At 57.1% G+C, this 22,287-nt stretch carries 13 protein-coding genes; 3 read left to right on the top strand and 10 right to left on the bottom strand.

Annotated elements, in window-relative coordinates:
- Positions 1 to 6 precede the first annotated feature (6 nt).
- A complete protein-coding gene (locus tag HMPREF2849_RS10525; RefSeq protein ID WP_141764563.1) occupies positions 7 to 528 on the top strand; it encodes a hypothetical protein in 522 nt (173 codons plus the stop codon).
- Positions 529 to 1,510: 982 nt separating this feature from the next.
- Here the strand turns inward: HMPREF2849_RS10525 and HMPREF2849_RS11065 are convergent.
- A complete protein-coding gene (locus HMPREF2849_RS11065) occupies positions 1,511 to 2,029 on the bottom strand; it encodes a hypothetical protein (RefSeq protein WP_210401352.1) in 519 nt (172 codons plus the stop codon).
- Positions 2,001 to 2,405, bottom strand: coding sequence for a hypothetical protein (locus HMPREF2849_RS10520; protein WP_141764562.1), 405 nt, complete (start codon positions 2,403 to 2,405; stop codon positions 2,001 to 2,003). The genes HMPREF2849_RS11065 and HMPREF2849_RS10520 overlap by 29 nt, the downstream gene beginning before the upstream one ends.
- 353 nt (positions 2,406 to 2,758) lie before the next feature.
- Between HMPREF2849_RS10520 and mobF the strand changes: the two genes are divergently transcribed.
- Both mobF and HMPREF2849_RS10505 read left to right on the top strand, forming a co-directional pair.
- The gene (gene mobF / locus HMPREF2849_RS10515; protein WP_070862978.1) at positions 2,759 to 6,403 is read left to right on the top strand and encodes a MobF family relaxase; all 3,645 of its coding nucleotides are present in this window, start codon (positions 2,759 to 2,761) and stop codon (positions 6,401 to 6,403) included.
- A 769-nt stretch (positions 6,404 to 7,172) separates the two neighbouring features.
- The gene (locus tag HMPREF2849_RS10505; RefSeq protein ID WP_168168071.1) at positions 7,173 to 14,000 is read left to right on the top strand and encodes a hypothetical protein; all 6,828 of its coding nucleotides are present in this window, start codon (positions 7,173 to 7,175) and stop codon (positions 13,998 to 14,000) included.
- A gap of 208 nt (positions 14,001 to 14,208) precedes the next feature.
- On the opposite strand, the gene HMPREF2849_RS10500 is transcribed toward HMPREF2849_RS10505, so the two are convergent.
- Genes HMPREF2849_RS10500 through HMPREF2849_RS10465 form a run of 8 tightly spaced genes read right to left on the bottom strand, consistent with a single transcriptional unit; the run spans position 14,209 to position 22,284 of the window.
- Positions 14,209 to 14,895: a hypothetical protein gene (locus HMPREF2849_RS10500; protein ID WP_141764560.1), complete on the bottom strand. Its 687-nt coding sequence runs from the start codon at positions 14,893 to 14,895 to the stop codon at positions 14,209 to 14,211.
- A 3-nt stretch (positions 14,896 to 14,898) separates the two neighbouring features.
- The gene (locus tag HMPREF2849_RS10495; protein WP_070862974.1) at positions 14,899 to 15,426 is read right to left on the bottom strand and encodes a DUF4913 domain-containing protein; all 528 of its coding nucleotides are present in this window, start codon (positions 15,424 to 15,426) and stop codon (positions 14,899 to 14,901) included.
- Between the two features lie 27 nt (positions 15,427 to 15,453).
- Entirely contained in the window at positions 15,454 to 17,193 is a 1,740-nt protein-coding gene (locus HMPREF2849_RS10490; RefSeq protein WP_070862973.1) for a type IV secretory system conjugative DNA transfer family protein, read from the bottom strand.
- Positions 17,193 to 17,861 (bottom strand): hypothetical protein, encoded by a 669-nt coding sequence (locus HMPREF2849_RS10485; RefSeq protein ID WP_070862972.1) that lies wholly within the window; start codon positions 17,859 to 17,861, stop codon positions 17,193 to 17,195. The genes HMPREF2849_RS10490 and HMPREF2849_RS10485 overlap by 1 nt, the downstream gene beginning before the upstream one ends.
- A 37-nt stretch (positions 17,862 to 17,898) precedes the next feature.
- Positions 17,899 to 18,591 (bottom strand): hypothetical protein, encoded by a 693-nt coding sequence (locus HMPREF2849_RS10480; protein ID WP_070862971.1) that lies wholly within the window; start codon positions 18,589 to 18,591, stop codon positions 17,899 to 17,901.
- Entirely contained in the window at positions 18,588 to 19,634 is a 1,047-nt protein-coding gene (locus HMPREF2849_RS10475) for a permease (RefSeq protein WP_070862970.1), read from the bottom strand. The genes HMPREF2849_RS10480 and HMPREF2849_RS10475 overlap by 4 nt, the downstream gene beginning before the upstream one ends.
- Complete coding sequence (locus tag HMPREF2849_RS10470; RefSeq protein WP_141764559.1) at positions 19,631 to 20,188, bottom strand: hypothetical protein; 558 nt, start codon at positions 20,186 to 20,188, stop codon at positions 19,631 to 19,633. The genes HMPREF2849_RS10475 and HMPREF2849_RS10470 overlap by 4 nt, the downstream gene beginning before the upstream one ends.
- 5 nt (positions 20,189 to 20,193) lie before the next feature.
- Positions 20,194 to 22,284, bottom strand: a complete 2,091-nt coding sequence (locus tag HMPREF2849_RS10465) for a VldE C-terminal domain-containing protein (RefSeq protein WP_070862968.1) — start codon at positions 22,282 to 22,284, stop codon at positions 20,194 to 20,196.
- Between the last annotated feature and the right edge of the window lie 3 nt (positions 22,285 to 22,287).

The raw sequence follows: 22,287 nt of genomic DNA, 5'->3' as shown, positions 1-22,287 counted from the left end.
GTACTCATGACTCAAAGCGGTCACACACGCGAAGAAATAGCGGATGCACTGGGATTGGGACTTCAACCGTGGATCGCGCTCGCAGAAAACGCCGCAATGAGAGGAGAATCATCTAGGCATCTCGCCGTAACCAGTTGTCATGACCGAGCAATCAAACTACGTTTAGGCGGTATGAACTTCTACCCAGCATCTAAAATCAATTTTCAAGTCCCAACTGAGCCCGAGACGCTGCAGCCCTCGTATTTCGTATTTTTCTGGGGAGAAATCGAAAAAGTCCCCGATGGGGAAGATCAGCGGATGCGAGTTGCACTCAAAGCGGATACTTCTTTAAGGCTCGACGAAATCGTCTCATGGGCGAGAAAAGAATCTAAAGGGCGCGTCTATGCAGTCTTGCTCGGATCGCCCGAAAAGACAGAAGCTGGGCATCCGTACATTAAACTTTTCTTGCTTGATGGCGAATACCCAGCGGAAAGCGACTACGATGACGATTCCCTTATGGACGGCAGTTTCAGCTCTCCTAGCATTTGACTGTTGCAGTAGCGCTGTCCTGCTTTCTTAACGTCTGAGGCTTCCACGACGGAGGCCCGGTCCATGTCATAACGACAGTCGCCGTATATGAATGAGTCTTACCATCACACTTTAGGGCAGCGTTTCCCCTCCACGATTTCGTGTTATTCCTGACTATCACTCCAGAGCGTGCTGTAGCCCCATCGTCCCTGACCAATGTCACGTTTCCCGACAGCGACGTTACTGGTCCGGTGCAGTTAACAACCGCTTGTGCATTTACTGTCCCAGGCACATGCGATGAACGGTGAGGGTTATTTTGCTTTCCGCTACAGCTGATCGTTGCCGCAGCAGCGTATGGCGCATCAACTACCATCGTTGATGCGCCTAAAGCTGTTGCAACCAATGTTGCGTATAGAGTTTTCTTTAACATGGACATCCTTCCCTGTGAGTATCGGGAGAGGACGATAACAGTCGTCACGATAACCTGCTCTCCCGGCGTGAACTTAAGCTAAGCGCAAGTTTTTACCTTGTCAATGAATCAAAAATACTCAGAAGTTATCTTCAAAAAAGAGACTTTAAGTACCATGTCTTGGGGTAGCCAAATGCAATAAAAAGGCTGCAGCTAATACAATCCAAGTCCCCTCAATCGCGTTACTTCTATTGGCTATAAAGGGGCTCTTCGCGTTTTGGAGTGCGTAGCTGACCACAGAGCCCGTGAACTGGACGGGAACCTCAAGTTTCCATCGCTAATCAAGACGAGTTCGATTCCAGACTGCTTGTTACGCCACCCAGTAACTACAGAGTGGTAAAAATCAAGAGTAGAAATGGCTGAATTTCCGTATGTAACCTGATCAACGACCAATTTTGCTTGGCTAGGAAATTCGGCCGCAATCTCGACCTTTTCACTCTTTAGATTCCAGGGTTTCCAGAACGAAGATCCTAAACGTCCAGGTGAAACTTCAAACCAATTTGTCGTCTAAACAGCACCTCACATTCAAGCGCTTTATTTCTGCTTTTCCGCTATACCAGGTTCAAACAGACTTGGCTGATCCAAGGGATTAACCGGCCTACGCGCAGCAAGAGCGTAGGCCTCTTCATTCCACCCCTCTGCCAACGCCGCACGAACATCACGCGAACGCTGCACCCGAGACCGATTCTGAGTGTCCAGCCCTGGTCGCTGGCCACGTGCTCGACCGGTCAGCGAAGCGTATCGCGCATTTGCCTCCCGCGTCGACGCGATTACATGGCGCGGGTCAATACGCACGCACAGCGGTTCATTGCAACGATGGTCTGCTACGACCTCAGAATCTGAAATATCTGTGCCAGACAGCATCAGCGCGAAACGATGCGCCGACACCGAATACTGCCGACCATCAACGCGAAAATTGATTCGGCCATATCCATCGGGCGACGAAATCGCTCCGGTAAAAATCCAGCACCCATCAGGGGACGGACTTTTTACAACTTTCCCCCAAAACGCCTCGACCACACGATTAGGAATCGTGGCTGGCAGCCGAGTCATTGGCTTCCGACTCCTCGTCTGCAACCTTCTCGGAGTCGGACTCCGCTACCTCGGTATCGTCGTCTGCCTCATCATCGCTGGCCGATATCCTCTCGCTTTCAGCTTTCCGGGCGTGCGACGAACCAACGAGAGCAAGCGCCTCATTAATCTGGCGCATGGGAACAGTGAAGTCGTTCGCCAGTTTGCCCTTCTTCTCTCCCTCATCCAGGAGCTTATCGAGCGCATACCCAAATGACTCTTGCGCTTCATCGAACGCCTCTAGCGCGATAAACGCATCGGTTCGCGCTGACTGCATACGGGCTAGACGGTCAGCTTCTTCCTTTTGAAGTTCGCGCGCACGGCGGCGGGCTTGTGCTTTTCTGTCTTTAGTCACCATGACCAAAGAAAAACACCGCGCAGAAACAAAGTTAAGACGCTACCCCCACAACAAGCGCTAACACTCACTAATCCTCTATCAGAGTTGATTCGCTATCTGCTACCGCACAGGCTAGCAGCTTCCAGGCCACGACCAACGTCTACGTACTCACAAACTTCGTCATTGTTCGTTCTCTGTTGACTTTGTCACAGACGACCTAAAGGTCGACACACCTCTGGCAGATGTACATCTGCAACTTCTTAGGGGCTGACCAGCGCGAACGCGCAGGGGTGAAAAATCGCTCTAGTTCGTCATCGTTCAGACCTCAAAAGTAGGTCTTAACTTCTACGGTTTTTCTTCTTAGCGTCACGCTCATGATGTCGATTCGAGTGGTCAACGCAGGAGATGGGTACGCCTATCTCCTACGCAACGTTGCCACTGCCGACATCGACACAGGGGCGAAAACCAAACTCGGTGACTACTACCAAGCCACCGGTACTCCCCCGGGCCGCTGGTACGGGCGCGGACTCACCGGCCTCGACTCTACCGCCATTACCTCTGGCACGACTGTCACCGAGGAGCACATGGCCGCGCTCTACGGTGAGGGGCTTCACCCCGAGGCCGATTCCCGTATCGCCAACGGCGCGTCCATTGCTGACGTACAACTCGGTCGCGCCTACCCGTTCTACTCCGGCGGCCATCAGGTACTCAAAGAGCTATCGGCCATGGAGAAACAGTTCCGCTACCACGCTGGACGCAGGCCCACCGAGCAGGAACGAAACACCATCGCGGTCGATGTCGCACGCAGGCACTACAGCGACGAAACCGGCTACTCGAATGCGACGCCAAAGGAAATCCTGGCCTGGGTCAACGAGAAGAAAAACTCCGTTCGCCAAGCTACTGCAGGCTTCGACCTGACGTTTTCACCAGCGAAGTCTATCTCTGTGCTGTGGGCACTCGGCAACGAGGAGACGCGCAAAACCATTGAGTCCGTTCACAGTGAATGCGTCTCTGCTTCCCTAGATTGGCTCGATAACAACGCACTGCGCACCCGTTGTGAAGTCAATGGAGTCAAGACGTTAACGCGCACGCGCGGCCTCATTGCCGCACAGTTTGTCCATTACGACACCCGCAGCGGTGACCCGGATCTTCACACGCACTGCCTGGTTTCAAACAAAGTCCAAGGCCCCGACGGCAAATGGCGCAGTGTTGATTCACGCTCGCTGATGAAGTCTGCCGTTGCCGCATCCACCCACTACAACGCACTGATGATGCAGCGACTAGGAGATGAACTCGACCTCGCGTTTACTAACTATGAGACCGATCCTGCCAAACAACCCGTGTGGGAAGTCGCAGGTATTGATCCCAAGATGATTGCTCATTTCTCCAAACGACGCGCTGGCGCGCGTCCTCGATATGAGCAGCTCCGAGAAGCCTATCGGCAGGCACACGGGCGGACACCGGGCCTGCGCGCGAGCCGAAAGCTCTGGCAACAAGCCGTGTTGGATACTCGACCGAGCAAGGACTCAGCGCAATCACTGCGGTCTTTGCGTCAAACATGGCAGGCCGAAGCCCGACAGTTCTTCGGCAACTCGGCTACCGACGCGGTGGAAAAGAATGTCTCTCACGCAGCTGATACCCGGACGATTGCACCGGCGGTGGACTCTGAGAAGTGGCGCAAATTTGTCACCGAACAAGCGGAATCGTCGATTGCTCTTGCGGTATCGAGGCGTTCCGAGTTCCGCCGCCACCACCTCCACACTGCTGTGGAGCAGGAACTCTCTGCCTGGATTTTCCCCTCCCAGCGCGCACGCGCCCTCGCCACCGCGCACGTCATGGACAGAGCTTTAGCGTCTGCTGTACGCCTGACCCCACAGCCGTCCTACCGTATTCCCGGGCGACTGCTTACCGAAGATGGTGAACTATTTGACCGCAGCGCCGACCATGTTGTCTACACCAGCGCCGACGTACTGGCGGCGGAAAACACGGTCCTCGACTCGGCTGTCGAGCCAACAGCTCACGTTGTAACCAACGCCGAGATTGACCGTGCTCTGGCCCGTCACCAGCAAGCTAAAGGCTTTGCACTGAATGCTGGGCAGGAAGCGCTGACGCGGCACCTGCTGTCTGCCGGAATGCAAACGGTCGCCGGTGTTGGCCCCGCCGGCACCGGTAAGACGGCCTCGATGGCCGTTGTCGCCGACACGTGGAGAAACTCAGGTAAACAGGTTTTCGCGCTCGCCCCGTCGGCGGTCGCTGCCAAAACTCTCGGCGAAGACATCAACGAAACTGGCCATACTTTGGCGTCGCTGACCTACCGCTGGCGCGGGAAAATCGGTTCAAGTCCGAAAAACGCGGATGCAATCCAGCGTGCGATTGGTAAAACTATTCGACCTGGCGACATGCTGCTCGTTGATGAAGCGGGCATGGCAAGCACAGATGATTTGGCCGCCATTGTCGAAATCGCGGACGAAACAGGCGCGGTCGTGCGTATGGTCGGTGACCCCTACCAGCTTGATGCGGTGGAAACCGGTGGCCTGTTCCGTACCGTATGTAAGCGCACTTCTGCCGTCGAGCTTGACCAGGTGATGCGGCAGGGTGACGATACCGCCCAGGCTCATGCTGGCCTGAAAATCCGTCGAGGCGATGCGTCTGGACTCGATGAGTACGACCGTCGTGGCTGGATTAGCGGCGGTACACGCTCCGCCATGGTCTCTGGTGCCGTGGATGCGTGGTTAGCAGATTTTGACCGTGGCCGCTCCACGCTTCTCGTCGCATCCACCAACGCGGTGGTCGATGATGCCAACACTCGCATTCAGCGCGAATTGATCGACCGTGGAAAGGTGCAAGCCTCCGCCGGTTGGTTAGCTCGCCTTTTGCGTAAAACCCCGCCACAAGCGCAACTCGGAGACCATCACACCGCCTATGTTGGTGACACTATTCTGACCCGCCGCAACCAGGTCATGCGGCAGCCTGACGGCAGCGAACACAAGATTCTCAACGGCCAGAAATGGCAGATTGACCGCATTGGGAAAGACGGCTCAATCACCGCAATTAACACCGAAAATGGTCGCGGGATTGTTCTCGATGCCGACTATGTACGCCAGCATTGCCAGCTTGGGTATGCCTCCACGATCCACCGCGCCCAAGGAGTCACGGTCGATACCACTCACGCAGTGGTGGACTCGACGACTGATAGACGCGGCCTTTACGTGGCCTTAACCCGAGGACGAGCAGAAAACCACGTTTGGGCAATCACAGATACCAGCATTGATGAAGCCGAGGAAGAAGCGCACCTCCACATGGATGGTGATGCTCATGCGCCGACCGCTCTCGATGTTCTGACACGCGCCGTGCATCGTGACCACGGCCACGTTGCGGCCACAGACATCGCCGAGAATCTTGCAAATCAAGACTCCGACCCACAACGCCAGCGTCAGTTGTATCGCACCGCAGTGCAGGCGCTCGCTGCTGATTACGCAGCAAGTGCCACCGAGCGTCTCCTTGACGAACTGCCCATCAACGCCGCCAATCGCATTGACCAGCAGGCAGTCTCTCGCATTCGCACCGCGGCAGGCCGTGCCGCATTACGCGGTGTCGATCTCCGCGACCATCTCGCACAGGTGTGTCGGTACGACGCTACCGAGCGTGATCTCGGCGCGGTTATTGCTTCCCGGATTGACCAGCTTCACTCCCCTGGTTCACCGCTAAAGGACACGCATATCCCACCGATGACCCCGACGACCGACATGCAGCTACACGCGTTTGCCGTCGAGTTATCCACACAGCTCGAAAACGTCACTGTGACAGAAACGCCCGAAAGGAACGTGCAGGAAAACAATGATTCTAAACACTCTCGTGAGCAGTTGCGTGAAATGTTCCGCGCCCGCGTGCGCACAGCCGCACAGGAAGCAGCAGCACAGGGACCCGCCCGTCGAGCCGCCGCCCATGAGCACATCAACCAATCCACCATCCCGCAAATCGAGTATGAGACTTCACAGGATAGCGACTTCGAACTTTAACGTCGAAAAAAATCGAGCACCCTCAGAAAACCGTTGAAAATTACCTATAACTGTTATAGCCTCAAAAAGGAGCGATAGTATGGCTCGCAGGAACGTGCCTAGCAACGACCAGTTGTCACTCTTTGACACCGACTCACTCGCCAATATCGACAAGGAGAAGAACAATGCCGCTGATCGAATCCACCCACTGGACTCCGCCGGACGACCACTGGCTGATGCCGGACTACGACGTGGAGACCTTCGATACGAGACTGATTCAGCAGTATCTTCTCCTGATGGATCAACCAGCGACACCGCCGCAGGTGTACCAGTTTCTAGAGGAGCTGGCCGACGAACTCAGCGAACGATTCCTACCAGCAATCACGAAGGAACTGGAGGACAATCGAGCGCCGGAGGAAACAGAGGCCGACGTAGCGCGGAACCGTCAACGCCTGATTTTTCAGTTCCGCCAACACCAGTTCGCAACCCAGCTCCTAGCCCCGGCCCTGACCAAGTATCCCGGACAGTGGGCAATGCTTCATCCACTGTTGATGGCGCATCGTCCTTTCAACCGGACAGCAGCAGCCGACAACGCAGTGATGAAATCAACAATTCTGGCAGCACACCAGGAACTGGGGCTTCCCACCGATCCGGCAACAATCGACGACCGCTGGAAGAATCTGAACGAACAGGTCGATTTGCTAGTGACGCAGCGCAAGATTCACCACTTTCAGCAGTGGATGAATCGGTCGAGCGAGTATCCGGTCAGCGAGGAAGCAATGCGAAACCTGTGGAAGCAGGAGCAGATGCTCGCCGCCAATCAGATTATCCACGAGGAGCTAACCGAACCGATAACCGCGAAGCATCTGGCCGAGGAGGAGAATTCCTCCCGGGCGGCCGATTTGCTCTAGCACCGAGCGACAAACCTGCTACCAGCCCTGCGACTATTACCGCCGACCAGTACCGCCTACTGGCTGCTGACCTCGACGAGCGTGAGCGATTCATCGACCAGCCAGAATCCCTGGAAGGCTATGCTCTGCAGACGTGGCGGAGCCAGCTTGAAGCGCTCGCCACTCGGTCGGGCTTGGTTAGTGATGCCAACGACGAGGTGGCTGATAACCCGTTTTGGGCCACCGTTGGTCGCGTGTTTTCTGAACAATCCGTCGATGAGCTGACAGCCATGGTCAACAGTCCAGCGGCCACCGAGGAATACGTCTCACGCGCGCATTTAGAGCTGGCCCGTCGTGGCCGGTTCTACACCGACGGACGCGATCCTGACGATACGGATTTGTTGCTTGCCGACGCTGCCTTTGGGCGCGTAGGCCTTGACGAACTTACTGACGACAGCATTCGCCAGATTACTGAACGCTGGGAAATCGCCGACTTCACCACGCATCTAACTCCGCCTGCCCGTGAAGCGCTGTCGGCTTTGGGAGATTGGGCACATGATGCCACAGATCTAATTGTTGCTGATCAGGTGGCAGAGAACCCACAGTTTTACCGCGAGCAGCTGCGCTTGGGACGCACTACTAGCCCTTTTGTTCGCGATGCACTGCTGGCGCATCTTGACCGAGACGAGCTAATTATGGCCTGGGCCGAGGGGCATATCCGTAGTACAACCGCCGATGATGACCCAGCTCGGTTACTGCTCTCTGAACTTCCGGTAGACCTCGACGACAACCAGCTGCAGGCGAGTCACGAAAGTCTGAGTACCCTGCGTGAGTCCGCTCCTATCCACGTGCAGCCTTATCTCGACGAACTGCTCACTGACGCATATGCCGAAATCGCTGTCCGCGCCGATGAGGACGACACGCACACCGAGGTAACTGTCGAGCCGGACACTACCGTCGAGGAGCCGTCCAGCACCTCCACTGCTGACCAACCACGAGCCGGTACCGCGCTGACTTTTTCTCCACCTGCTGAGTCTCTGGCACCTCAGGGTGCGAAGGCACGTGCTCACGCCAATATCGAAGCCATCAAACTGCTAGCGACACTCGATGAGGAAAATCGCTGGCCGACAGCCGAGGAGCAGACAACCCTGGCAACCTATTCAGGTTGGGGTGCTGCTGACCAGGTTTTCCAGTCCAATAATGATCAATGGGCACGCGAATATGACGCCCTGGTGGCCGCCCTTCCTGACAATGTGAGCATTGACCAGCTCAGAGCCTCGGTGACCACGGCCTTTTACACCGCTCCTGGGGTCACAACAGCTATGTGGGATGCGCTGAAGACAGCGGGATTTGACCGTGGCCACGTGCTGGAGCCAGGATCTGGCATAGGTGGATTTATCGGTGCGGCACCGAATGCCGCCGAGGTTACCGGGGTCGAACTCGACCCGATTGCGTCTCGCATTAGCTCCCTGCTCTACCCGGACGCCACCATTCTCAACCGTGACTTTACGGCGGTTATCCCAGATACTCGTCCGTTCGACGCGGCCATTGGCAATGTCCCCTTTAGCAATCGCGACAAGCCGACGGACCGACGGTTCAACCCCGATGGCTTAAGCGTCCATAATTATTTCATTTCCAAATCTGCCCAGCTGGTACACCCAGGCGGGTATGTTGCGCTGATTACCAGCGCTCACACGTCAGATGCGGCACAATCGGCTGCTCGAGAAGAAATCGCCAAGCACGCAGATCTTGTCAGCGCGGTACGCCTGCCAGAAGAAACGTTTCGTTCTGTGGCCGGCACTTCAGTTATCTCCGACGTGTTGGTCATGCGCGTACGCGAGCCAGATACCGACCCCAGTGACCTGACTCAACAGTGGCTATCGACCAACACCACGACCATCGGGGATACGCAGGTGCGTATCAATGATTACTTTATTGCCCACCCTGACCACATCATTGGTGAGACCAGCATCGGCCATAACCAGTGGGGCAACACCATCATGCGGGCCAACGCCTCCGAGGACGAGATCGCTCCAGCTCTATCGACGATTCTGCGAGCCGACATTGCGCAGGCTGTGGAAAACCAGCAGGGCTACACTCCCCTGTCTTCTGAGGCATTCTCACAGCAAAGCGCCGCGCTGCAATCAATTGTCTCTGACGCGGCAGCTCCAACTCCTATTCCTGGGCGCATCACCTACCGTATTGATGAAACAGGCGCATACGAGTTTTCTCAATACGCCCACCAGTCCGGCACATGGGAACCTATACGCGTTGCCAAGAACTTACAGAGGGAATCCGCAGAGCTCATCGACCTCCGAGACGCGGAAACTGCCCTACGCCAGGCCTACCAATCCGGCACAGGTATCGAGCTTGCGCAAAAGCGCCTCCACCAGCTCTACGACACCTATGTTGATGCCCACGGCCCCATCAATCGTTTTGAGATGCAGGCCGGGCGAGTCCCTTCTGCCACTGCGCAGAAAAAGGCCTACGCTACTCTCGCCGATGACTGGCGAGCGGCTAATGGTTTTGAACCCGGCGATCCGCTTCCGGAAGCTACCGAGACACTGCTGCGTGAGCAGGCCGCTGAGCCGACTCCCCGGAAAGTTCAAAGGCATCTGGCCGGACTGCGCGGTGATGCCAGCATCCAAAATGTCCTGGCACTAGAGCGTTTTGACGAAGCGACGGGAACTGCGCAAAAGGCTCCGCTGTTCGACCGCAATCCAGCCCGCCCGGTCACCGCGCCTGACCATGCAGACTCATTGGCAGACGCGGTGTCTATCACCCGCGCGGAAACAGGTGACTTCGACCTGCACCGTATCGCAGAGCTGACGGATTCCACCGTCGATGAAGCAACGGCCGGGCTGCTGGCTGACGGCCTGGCATTCCGCAATCCGCAAGCACCAGATGAACTCATCGAGCGCGGCGACTACCTTTCCGGCTTTGTTGCTGAAAAACTCACCATAGCTCGACTCGCGGCCAATAATGATCCGCAATTTCGCACTAATGTCGCAGCCCTGCAGGACGTGCAGCCGCCAGAGATTGACAGTTTTAGTATCCGCCCGGGTGCGACCTGGGTGCCCGAGCACTACTACGAGCAATTTGCCAATGAGGTTTTTGACACCAATCATTGGGCTGGATTAAAAGTCTCTCGCGATAACGGTTCCTGGACGGTCTCTGTCGATAAGAACTACTGGGAATATGGTGGCACCGCCGACATGGAATATGGGCTGGTAGCCGACAATAACCGCGACGGGTCAAACTATAATTTCCAAGCTACTGGACGGGCACGAGACGCCACGAACCAGGGTGTGGCGTGCTCCCGCAATGATGGTGTAGCGATACCGGCATACAAAACCTTGGAAGCGGTGCTGAATTTGTCAGCTCCCAAAGCCTCGTGGTCAAAAAGCTGGATTGAACAACACGGCGGGAAAGACTCCAGTCATGGCCAGGCCACAGCATTTCTGGCTCGTCGAGCCGAACTGCTCAAACAGACTTTTTCCTCGTGGATCATGGACGATCCCGAACGTGCCCGTAATGTCACCAAGGCCTACAACGATGCCTTCAATGGTTTCGTTCCTCGCACCTACGACGGCTCCGCGCGCGCAATGCCCGGGCTGGGAGACACGTTTGTTCCTTACGGCTACCAGCGCAATGCGGTCGAGCGCATTGTCAACGAACCAGGGGTCCTCCTCAATCACGTCGTTGGTGCCGGCAAAACCGGCACCATGTTTATGGGAGCAGCAGAACTCAAACGCTTAGGGTTGGCGCGACAACCATGGATGGTCGTGCCCAACCATCTTGCTGATCAGGTCACCCGAGAAGCCATCCAGTGGTATCCCACAGCCAATGTGCTCTCTGCCGCTGGCGTCTCCAATCCCACTGAGCGTGCCCGCTTTATTGCACAAACAGGTGCTGACGACTGGGATTTGGTGATTGTTCCGCAGAGTGTGTTCGAGCGCATTCCCGTCGATGATGAGACTCAGGTTGAATACCTTCAAGGCCAACTCGCTGAGGCTCGTCACAGTCTGCAACAGGCGAAAGCCACCGCTGGCAGCGAACGCACCCCATCGGTCAAGCAAGTCGAAGGCAGCGTCAAGGCAATTGAAAACAAGCTCGACAAGCTACTGGACTCTCCCACTGACCAGACTCTGACGCTCAACCAGACACCATGCGACTACCTCATCGTTGATGAGGCGCACATGTACAAAAATCTCATGCGCTCCTCGCAAGTGTCTGACTTGAATCACCAAGGCTCAAAAAAGGCCTCTGACCTGGATATGAAACTCGATTGGCTGCGAAAGTCCAAAGCCGAAAGCGGCGCAAATGCTCCTGTGGTCACCTTTGCCACAGGCACTCCCATCGCTAACAATCTGGCCGAAATCTGGGTTATGGCCAAGTACCTGCGCCCAGATATTTGTCAGAAGCTGGAAATCGACGATATCAATGCTTTCGGTGCAACGTTTACTGATCAGGTCGCAGATGTCGAGGTTAAACCGTCTGGTTCAGGACTGCGACAAAAGGTACGCACTGCTTCTTATGCGAATATCTCTGAGCTTGCGACCGCATCGAGTTTGTTTATGGATGTTGTCACCTCTGACGACATCACCGCCGATCTGCCAGAACTAGCCAGTGGGAGCGCCAACCGCGTCATTGAGTTTGATGTGGAACAAGAGGTTAAGGACTTTATCGCCGACCTTGGTGTACGCAGTGATTACGACTGGGACGCCGACCCTGACCGTCGTCGCACCTCATCGAAAATCGGTGCCGATGTAACTGGCCAGGAAATTGATATGGCACTAAAAATTGCCTCTGACGGTCGCAAAGTCACACTTGACGGCCGCCTTGTTGGACTGACCATTGACGGGCCGGGATCGCGTGTCGAAGCTGTGAGCACACAAATCCTTGACCAGTGGAATCAGACGAAAGACCGCATCTACCTCAATGCCGACGGCACTACCTCTGACAAACCGGGAGGTGTCCAGATTGTCTTTTGTGACTCCGGCACCCCGGGTGGTGCGAATTTCTCTATCTATGACGCGCTCCGCGACGAGCTTGTCGCTCGTGGCATGGATCGAAGCCGTATCGCTTTCGTCCACGAATGGGACAAGGACAAGGCCACCTTGTTCCAAAAGTGCAACGACGGTGACTTCGATGTAGTCATTGGCTCCACTCCAAAGATGGGCACTGGTGCCAACCTGCAGCGACGGGCTGTTGCCCTACACCACGTCGATATTCCGTGGAAACCCGCTGACCTCACCCAACGTGAGGGGCGAATCATGCGCCAGGGAAACCAAAACGAAAAGATTGAAATCTTCAACTACGTTGCCGCCGGAACGTTCGATGCCGTGATGTGGCAAACGCTGTACCGCAAGCAGCGTTTCATCGACCAGTTCACTGCTGCTGATCGTGGATTGCGGCAAATGGACGCACTCGACGATTCAGCTGCTCAAGCCGCCGCGCACAACAAAGCCATCGCTACCGGTGATCCGCGCTATGTTGACCTGCTCAACTACGACCGAGAAGTCGAGCGACTCGAATCCCTCAAGCAGGAGTGGGAATCTTCGCAAGCGTCTCACCGCCATGCTGTCGATGCCGCCACCTTCACTATCCGTCGCACCTCCCAGCAGCTTGGCCAGCTCGCCCCTCACCTGGAAGCCGCAGACAAGTGGAGCCAACTCGACGATTCAGACGCGAAAACGTGGGCGCTTCCCGCTGGAGAAGTCATGCATGACCGTGCCGAGGCTGCCCGAGCACTTAGCAACGGGTTAGCCCACATTGCGCATACCCGTTCGACTAACAGACAACCGCTGCTCACCATCGGTGACGTTCCGCTGACGGCACGCTATGACTATGGCGAAGTCGAGGTTGGCCTGGCTGGTGCGGAAGAATCAGTGCGTTTTCGCCTCAGCGTTGACGAAATCGCTGATGCTGTCTCTCACACTACAGACGATAGAGTTTCCACTCGCGCCTACGGAATTCTCACACGCGCCGAAAATCGAGTCGGTGATATCCAACGTGTCGCCCATCAGCTCACCAACGATCTGGACTTCGCTGAAAGTGAACTCAGCAGGCTGAAAGAGGCTCCTGCAGCTACGGCTTTTGCCCATGATGCAGCGCTTGCCGATGCTGTCACCCGCCGCGATGACCTCCGAGAAGAACTCAACAAGGAAAACGCATCAGAACAAGCCAAGCGTCAACGCGCCGAACGTGCGGAGCGCCTACGCGTGCGTGGCCGCGAGCCGATGTGGACATTGGAACTCTCCCCGACCGAAGGCTACGCAAAGGCAGTCTGCGCCACCGACGACCGTCACGCTGTTGTTCATGCTGCGAAAACCCGCGAAGCAGAGGCGCTACGCGCCAATGACCTGATCAGTGATACCGAATACGAACATCGCATTCGACAAGCCAACCCGGGAGCACTCGACTTTGCCGACGATGATTTGGACTATTCCATTCTCGATGACGACACCCTCACCAACCTCGCTGCCGAATACCCGCGCGGGATTAGCCCCCGTATGCGTGAGGAAGTCGCATCGCGAGGTATTGCTATCTCCAGCCCAGTTGAGGGCACGACCGCAGCCGGTCATGACCGCCACCGGTTTTTAGAAAGTGCCCGTGCCGCCATTGCCGATGTGCTACGCGAGCATCACACACCGCGAGTCATCGACCATGCCGAGCCACCTACCATTGTTGAACAATCGGTTGACGATAATGAGGCGGAGTTCTAAGTGTGGACAGCTGCTACTTTCTGATTTAAAATAACTGCTGTGTTCGGAGCATCCCCCCAACAAGACTCCGGGCACCGTACAGGTGACCGTTATCTTTCGCGGTCACCGCGTGCCCCTCCCCCCCGAGGGTGCACGTGAGTGGTGTTTGGCCCCGTCGGAGTGGTGTTCGGCGGGGCTTTCCCATTTGACCAGAACTGGTGTGACGACGCTATGCCTCCGCGACGTCATCGTCGATTGCCTCGACAGACTCTTCCGCGCCCGCGACCGATGAATCCGATAGTGCTTCTTCGGCAAGAGCAGCCTGCAATCCATCCGGAAATGCCTGTTCAGCAAAAGCAAAAGAATCACTAACGTCTGCAGGCGATACCCATTCTTCGGCGACTGCACCATCCTGGTCTAATTGCTCTATTGCCTCGTCCGACACAGAGTTTTCTTCCACAATCTGGTCGACTTCATCGACCATGGAGGCAATTTCCTCGGCAGCCAGCATCCCCATACCGAATCCGACACCACGGCTAAACGACTCCGATTCCCACACCGACGAGCGAGGCTCCGTGCACTCCGGACGGTGATGCCACTGCCCCATTGCACGCGCAGAATCGTAAAAGCCGCGCTGTGACATCTCATCGGCAACCATCGTGCGATCCAGATCATTGTCCAAAATCTGGGCACTGACCGCATGCCGAACTAGCTCGCGCCCCGGCAGCTCGCGAACTACCTGCCGATTGAGTCTCGCCTGGCGATCGCGCAACCGAGACTCCGCCGCGCTCTGCCTATCGAGAGTGCGGTACCGCTGAGCAATCACACGCCGTAATTGCCGATCGGCCTGCTGTAACGCTTTAACATCTGCCCGCTGTTGCTGGGCACGCAAGTACTCACGCTGGTGGCGTTCCATCGGCTAAGCGCTCCTTCGCGTCGACATCTTTTCTCGCAACGCTGTTCTATCTGACGCTAACGGCTCTAAGACCACACTGCGCTCACCACGACAGCGCTCAAATGGCCCGTTATGACGGTCAGTCAGCCACTTCATATGAACCTGGCCAATCGTGCGTAGCCATTCCTCTTCCCCCGTCGCTGGCGAAGCCGCGACTTTCGCCTCGAACGTGCCCCACATCAGCATCATCCGGCGCAGCACCGCCGGGTGCTCATACCAACGTGGCGACCAATGTGTATCCGAGGTTGCTGGAAACATCACCGCTACATACGAGTCAAAGAAATCGAATACGTCCTTGTACCGGGTCTCCCGCTCCTCCTTTAAATTGCGCGATGACCACTGCCCCACCGCTTCGCGCGTGCGTGTACGGACAGCATCAGTGAAATCGTCTTTGGCCACCATCGCCGACAGCTCATCAGCCAGCGTCTCCTCCATGACCGCCGACAGGTGGGGTGCAATCGTTTTTTCCACCGTGTCATAGAAAAAATCCATTGTTGAATTCTCCGTTGTTGTCGTATGCTACTTCGCCATCGCCTCTGCGATGGCAGGCTCAAAATCGCGCTCCCACCACGGAACTGACTCCACAAGCATGGGTGCTGCCTTTTGCGGAATGACGACCATCACTCCGAAAGGGAGTGCCTGCAGTTCCGAAACGGTCAGCGTACGTTTTTCTGCAATTGAGGTGCTTCTCGACGACTTGCCCCACGTACCGTCTGACGATCGGGATGTTCGGTGTTCCTCATGGTCGCCGATAAATGCCGACAGCTCCGACAAGAACCTCTCATCTTTAATGCCGCCGCCGTAGACCACACACGAGTTGGTCAGCATGTCACGCGTGGAATCTTCTCCCCAAATGCGTTTCGCCTGGGTAAACGACTGCAAAATCGTCGTGATAATAATCGAGCGCGACCCATAATGGGAGTACTTGTTCGCCAACTCGCCCCATTTGACCGTGTTGGCCGCCTCATCAAGTGGGCAGACCAACGGTACCGGCAATCGGCCACCCGGCTGCGATTCACCGTACTCCTCGGCTGCATCCATCAATGTCACCAGCAGTGCCAGCGTCAATGCCGACGCAGACGTGGGTCCTTCTTTACTCAACAAGTACATCGTTGGCCGACCACCCTGCTGTGAATCAGCGATGAAGGCATCTGCATCAAAGCGGCGCTTGCCGGCAGCTGGAGTCACCCACTGGCCAGGAACTTCATGCTCAAGTGCGGCGACCATCTGCTGCGCGTTAGCAAACACGCCCGAGCGTGTCCGCGACGTCAGCTCATACTGTGCCTGCAGCGCATCGGCTTTACGATGCCACCCATGTCGGCGCAGCAGCTCCACCGGCTCTTTATCGGTTTCAGCACCCGCCCACAACACCAGCTCGGTAATCGGGAGGTTTTCACAGCACGCTGCCAGCAGCCAGCCTGCGACCAGCCGCTGACCGCCCTCGGAAAACATGTCTTTGTTTCCCTCTGACAGCCCCGCGTCATCACGAAACAGCCTTGCTAATCCAGTTGCCGCTGCATCCCACTCGTCGACACTGCGACGACGGATAAAGTCCAGCGGATCAAAGAACCAATCCGGTTCCTCCTTTGTCCAGATTCGCTGCGGATCAAAGACAAATACTTCCCCTACGGCCTGTCGTCCTGCCAGCGAATCATCGACGGTATCGCGTTTATTCGAGGAGGTAATCACTCCTCCTGGTGCCGACAGGATTTGTGGCAGCACCTGTGTCGAGGTTTTTCCTCGACGTGCCGCCCACAACTGCGTCAGCAGCGTTTCGTAGTCGGCGTACACCGGCTGGCCGGTGCGGAGTTCTTTGCCGAGCAAGACCCCCGGTGCCGCTCCCTCTCCGAGTTTAAGTCCCATCCGCTGTGATGCTGCACCCGTGCTTTTCCCAGACATCGAGGCAATGTCAGACTTGGAGGCCATGTACTTCGCATTCGGCGCAATAGCTCGTCCCTTTTTCTGTGCGCGTCGCGATGTCACCTGCACCGCGACGACGGTGGCCACCAACGCAAGCACAGCTCCCAGCACCGTAATGCTGACTGCTTCACTGCCCCCGAGCACGACTCGTCCTTTGGCAATGCCGACGACTAATGCCACCGGGTTAACCGGCACGTCCTGCTGATCGCCACCAAAAAGCGGTGCCAATTTCAAACCACCAAGGACGATGCCCCAGATGATCCCTAGCCCGCCCAACGCGATTGCTAGGGGTTTTTCATCGCCGGAGGGGTTTTTCAGGTTTCGCACATTGGTGGCCATCAGTCCGCCTCCACGAGTGCAGCTAGGTCATTGTCCTGCCACTTCTTATAGCCGGGAGCCTCCGCCATATCGACCGCCCGCATGTCAGCATCATCGACGTGGACATCAACGCCGATGTTAAACCGCGCACCCGTAATACGCAGTGCGGCAATGTCCAGTTCAGGGCACGTAGTGGTAATCAGAACACGTCCCTGCGTCTTTCCTGCCGCCTCTAGTGCCTTATGCGCCAGCCACACTGCTTTGTCGGCAGCCGACTGCTCTGCGCTGACGAGATCTCCCGCAATGCGGATACGGTCATCGTCAAAGAATCGCCCGTACCATACCGGAGTGTCGTCGACATCGACGACAGCAAAGGCTGCTGCTCCATCGTCTTCGACTGCTGCAGACCACAGGCACACGACCGGGACATCCGTGATGTTGTCGAGTTCCTTAGCCTTTGCTTCCAGGCTTGCCTCGAATTTCTCGTTCGCTGCTGCGCGCAACGCGTCGTAGCGCACGCCGATTTTCAGCAGGCAATGTTTGAACTTCGGAAAGTCCTCCTTCGTCATCAGCGAGTGCTTCTCCGCGAACGCATTGAGGTCCTTGTGGGAGGAATAGCCTTTCAGTTCGGTCTTGTTTTCGGCGATGAGGTTATCGATCTCAGTCCACCGCTGCTTGATTGTAGTCATGGTTTCTTTCTCTCCTTCGAAGTAGTTTTTTCACTCGTTATGCCAGCCGGGCGACGTCGTAGCCGGCATCGCCGACCTCACGGGCATCAACGACGCCTACGCGAGGGACAAAGTCCCGATCAGCAGTCCCCGACCCGGGAATCAGCACCACCGTTGCCGACACCCACGCCCCATCAGGGATCTCGCTGAGTCTGCCAGTGGAGTCGTTGAGCTCCACGAAGTAGGCTCGCGCATCGGCGGCGCAACAGGTCACTGTTACGCGACCGAGCCGTGCAATCTGTCCCTCACGTTCCAGTTGGCCGGTGACAATGACCTGACGACCCTGAAGTCTCCCATCGGCTGGGGTTGCTGACCGTGCGACGACCTCGCGCAGGCCAATTTCTACTGGTTGCACCGGTAAATCAGGCCATGATGCTGGAGACCCCGATCCCACTGCTGCTGCGCGGTTGGCAACATCAACCTGGGCGGGCAGCAATGCTGCCGGGGTCAGCACTGCGACGACCGTGACGATCAGCCCTAGCGCCCACGGGGTGATGCGATGCCCATCGTGGCCTGCGTGGTTGGCCCTACCGACAAGATCCATCACACCGAAGAGGGCCATCACCACGCCGACGGTGATCACTACCGCCGGGTGCATTGTCACCCACGCCGAATAAGACCCGTCGATACCAACGCGCAGAAGCCCCAGGCCAAAAGCGAGCATCAAAGTGCCTGTTAGCCACCGGCTCATAGCGACCACCCCAGTACGGTGCCCGCGACAATCGCGCAGGCCATACCCGCGACGATTCCGGTGGCCGCAACCACCTTTGTCGCACGATGCCCCAGCATGCCCTCCATCATCGCGGCCAGCTTTAAATCGATAATCGGGCCGACGATAAGAAAGGCCAACAGTGCCGGGGTAGGCAGACCGACGAAGGATGCGGCAACGAACGCATCACCCAGCGAGCACAGCGACGCCACCACCGCAATCGTGGCCATCAGTGCCACCGAAACCCACACATTGTCGCTAATCGTCGCCACAGCAGAAGCTGGAAGCAAAGCAGATACTGACGCAGCAATGGCACCACCGATGACCAGGAAGGTCGCTGCCCCGACTGCATCGTGGCGCACCATAGCCAGCCACTGTTTGCCTCGCGACTCCTCCACAGGCCTATGGCACGAGCACCCATGCCCATGGTCATCTTCATGCTCGTGGTCATAACGGTCCAGACGGGCCACGACTTCCTGGTGAATGCGCCCAGAGGCCGCCGACACGGCCAACCCGACGGCAATGACCGCAACCAGAGCCGCTGCCCACCGAGCAACTGCCATCTGCGCCCCACCGAACGCAATCCAGGTCGCCACAAAAACAATGGGATTCAGCGACGGGGCGGCCACCATAAACGTCAATGCAGCTTCCGGGCGCACCCCGGATCCCATCATTCGCCGCGCAACCGCAACCGACGAACACTCACACGTCGGAACGACGATTCCTGCCACCGCCCCAACTAGCGTTGCCCCGAACCGATTGCCAGGGATGACCCGCCCCCAACGGGCAGGAGTCATCACCTGGGCAAGGCTTGCCGAGACCACTGCCCCAAGCAAAACGAGCGGCAGTGCCTGGACACAAATCGCAGCAAACGTCGCTAGCGCCACATGGAATCGTGGCATAGCGGAAATCAGCGCGTTCGATGCCGGTCGCACCAAATCCGGCAGCAGCGCCACCAGGGCCACGGCCCCAACCGTGGCCGTGGCCACCGAGCCTGAGGGCTGACGATCTAGGGCGGCGATCATGGCAGGCTCCTGACGTATTCAACATCAGAGAGTTTCCACATTCCTGCTTCACGCACCATCGACGCTCGAACCTCCGAGGCCGACAGCGGAGTCCGCTCACCATCGGCGTGCCACACAAACACCCGCAGCTTTAGCGGTACCGTGGCGCTGGTTGCCTCCTCAGCCGGTTCACGGAACTCACGCGTCGGTTCCGCTACCGCATGGACCCGGTCACCACTTCGTGCCCACGCATCCCACTGATCAGGCTTCGGCGCACCAGCAGGGTCTCGAGCCAGCATCAAGTACTTTCCTGACAGGCGTTCAATGACGCGTGTTGCTGCATCCCCGGGCGAGGAATCCTCACCCGGAACATACGAGTTCACGGCTGCGACGGTGCTCGCTGCTGCGACTCCTGCGTCCTCACTGAGGGGATCTCTCACATCAACGTCCGGGTCCCCGCCGCCAGGCGTGGACCCAAACAACGCTAGCCCAATAACAACGGAAACCACGGCAACTACCGCGGCAGCTCCAACAGCCGCCACCATCTTCCAGCTCCGAGTCAACCATTTACTCATGTCTTCTACTTCGCTTTCTCTTCAAAACGCTTCGCGTGTTCGGGGATGACCTTGACGTACTGTTGCGTCTCGGCAAATGGCGGGACGCCGCCGTAGTTGAGCACATTTCCCCCACCGGCGTTATAGGAAGCCAGCATCAGCTCGGTATCGTCACCACTGACTTTTCCAGCCGCTTTCCATTCTTTGACCTGCTTGGCTGCTGAGCAAAGGTACCGTCCCGCTGCCATGACGGAATCCGGTATCGAGTTCGGGCTACCAGACCCTGGCGGCCCTGCGATCTCTCCATTCTCATCGACTTTCGCACCGCCTCCCTGCCACGTTGCCGGCATAAACTGTGCCGGGCCAACCGCACCAGCGGAACTGACCGCAGTCGTCGAAAACTGCGACTCCTGATAAATCAATCCAGCAATCAGCGGTGCAGGGGCCTCTTCGCACAGCTGCCCAGCAAGCCGAATCCACTTACGGAACTCCTCGGGAACTTCCCCATCATTAAGCCCAACGTCAACGCCAGCTATCGGGTCGCAATCCTCACCAGCGACTCCAGAGGGGCTACCCGGCACTTCTGAGCCGCCCTCAGGCGCTTCACCGTATTTTTGTCCCGGCTGCGGGTACCCGTGCCCGATTGTGGTGACATGAATATGGTCATAGTGATTTTGTGTTGGCGATCCGCGGTCTTCCATAATGTTGCCTTCCCCTTCAGCGGGGATGTACTTCTGTCGCCAGATGAAGTAATCGACCTGGAAATACTCGCGGTTGCCGTAGAGGTACTCCAAGATATCGTCGCCGAGCTGCTTTCCCTCCTCGGTATCCCAATTGGGAATCATAATGTCGGCTGCCCGACCCGACGGGTGATCGGGATACGGGTCATACGGACGCCACCCACCAATAGTTTCAATTTGTGGGAACCGTTGCGCGACCGACCTGGCCAGGCGAATCGTGTCGATTTGTAGGTGTTCTTTGGACTGAATAACAGGTGAATCTGGCACCTCGCCACCGCCAGCGGTTGAACCTGGCCCCTTGCGTCGTGGGGATTTCTTACCACTTGGTTTCTTCCCCACAGCATCAGCGAGCATGCTGGCAAAGGCTGCCTTGCCTGCCTCACTGTGGTGAATTCCATCCCCACCGACATAATCCGGGTGCTGTGCGACCAGTGCTGCCCAATCTGCGACTGTCACCTTGTCAGCGTTCGCCTCAACGAGAGGATTAACCGATGAGGCAGCCGACACCTTTGGGCCTGCCACCGTTGTGAGCACCACCCGCGCGTCACCAGCCGCCTCAAGGGTGTCGTCAATATCTTTCTGGCTAAACGGGCCGTTCGTACCCAACGCCATGACAACGGTTTTCACCTTAGGTTTTTTCTGCTGCAGAATCTTCAAACCCTCGCTGTACTGGCGGCCTCCCTTAGCATCGATGTCAGCGCCAGGCAGAGCCTTTTCCAACTGTGCTTTCGCACCGACACTCAGCGAGTCACCGACGAGGAACACGTCGGCTCCGTCCGTCGAGGTAGATTTTCCCGCTGACCCCGGCTCAACGGCCTTTTTCAGCCACGGCATCGGATCAATATCGTGGCCACCGTCGCGGCCTCCTTCCCACACCTCAAAGTGAAGGTGCGATCCCTGCGGGCCAGGAGGTGATACCTCACCGTTGTAGCCTTCATCGGCGATATGCTGCCCGGCCTTGACCGTATCCCCAGTCTTGACGTGAATGCCCTCCGGGAACACGTGCCCATAGACCGTCGAGTACAACTTGCCGTCAATCTGATGGTCGATGACGACCCACTGCCCAAAACCAGAAGCAGGCCCGGCCTTAGCGACGACGCCGTCGGCGTAGGCATACAAAGGAGTGCCGTGGCCCTGGGCTATGTCTAGCCCAGCGTGTGACGGGCGCTCCGGCGTACGCCAGCCCGAGGTGATGTGATCGAGTGCATTTTTCTCCGGTAGCGAATACGCTCCGTCCGGAACACCGCCGTCTGCTGACGACGTTCCACCTCCACTTTGTGGGCTGCACCTTTCGTCGGCTTCATCGTTTCCCAGAACGGTGACAAACACGACGATAAACAAAATCAACGACACGACGAAGGCAACAGTGGTTCGCATCCA

The sequence above is a fragment of the Corynebacterium sp. HMSC073B01 genome (assembly GCF_001838255.1).
Taxonomy (GTDB): domain Bacteria; phylum Actinomycetota; class Actinomycetes; order Mycobacteriales; family Mycobacteriaceae; genus Corynebacterium; species Corynebacterium jeikeium_D.
Note: the sequence above shows the minus strand (reverse complement) of the source record. Positions and strands in the feature narration are given on the sequence as shown.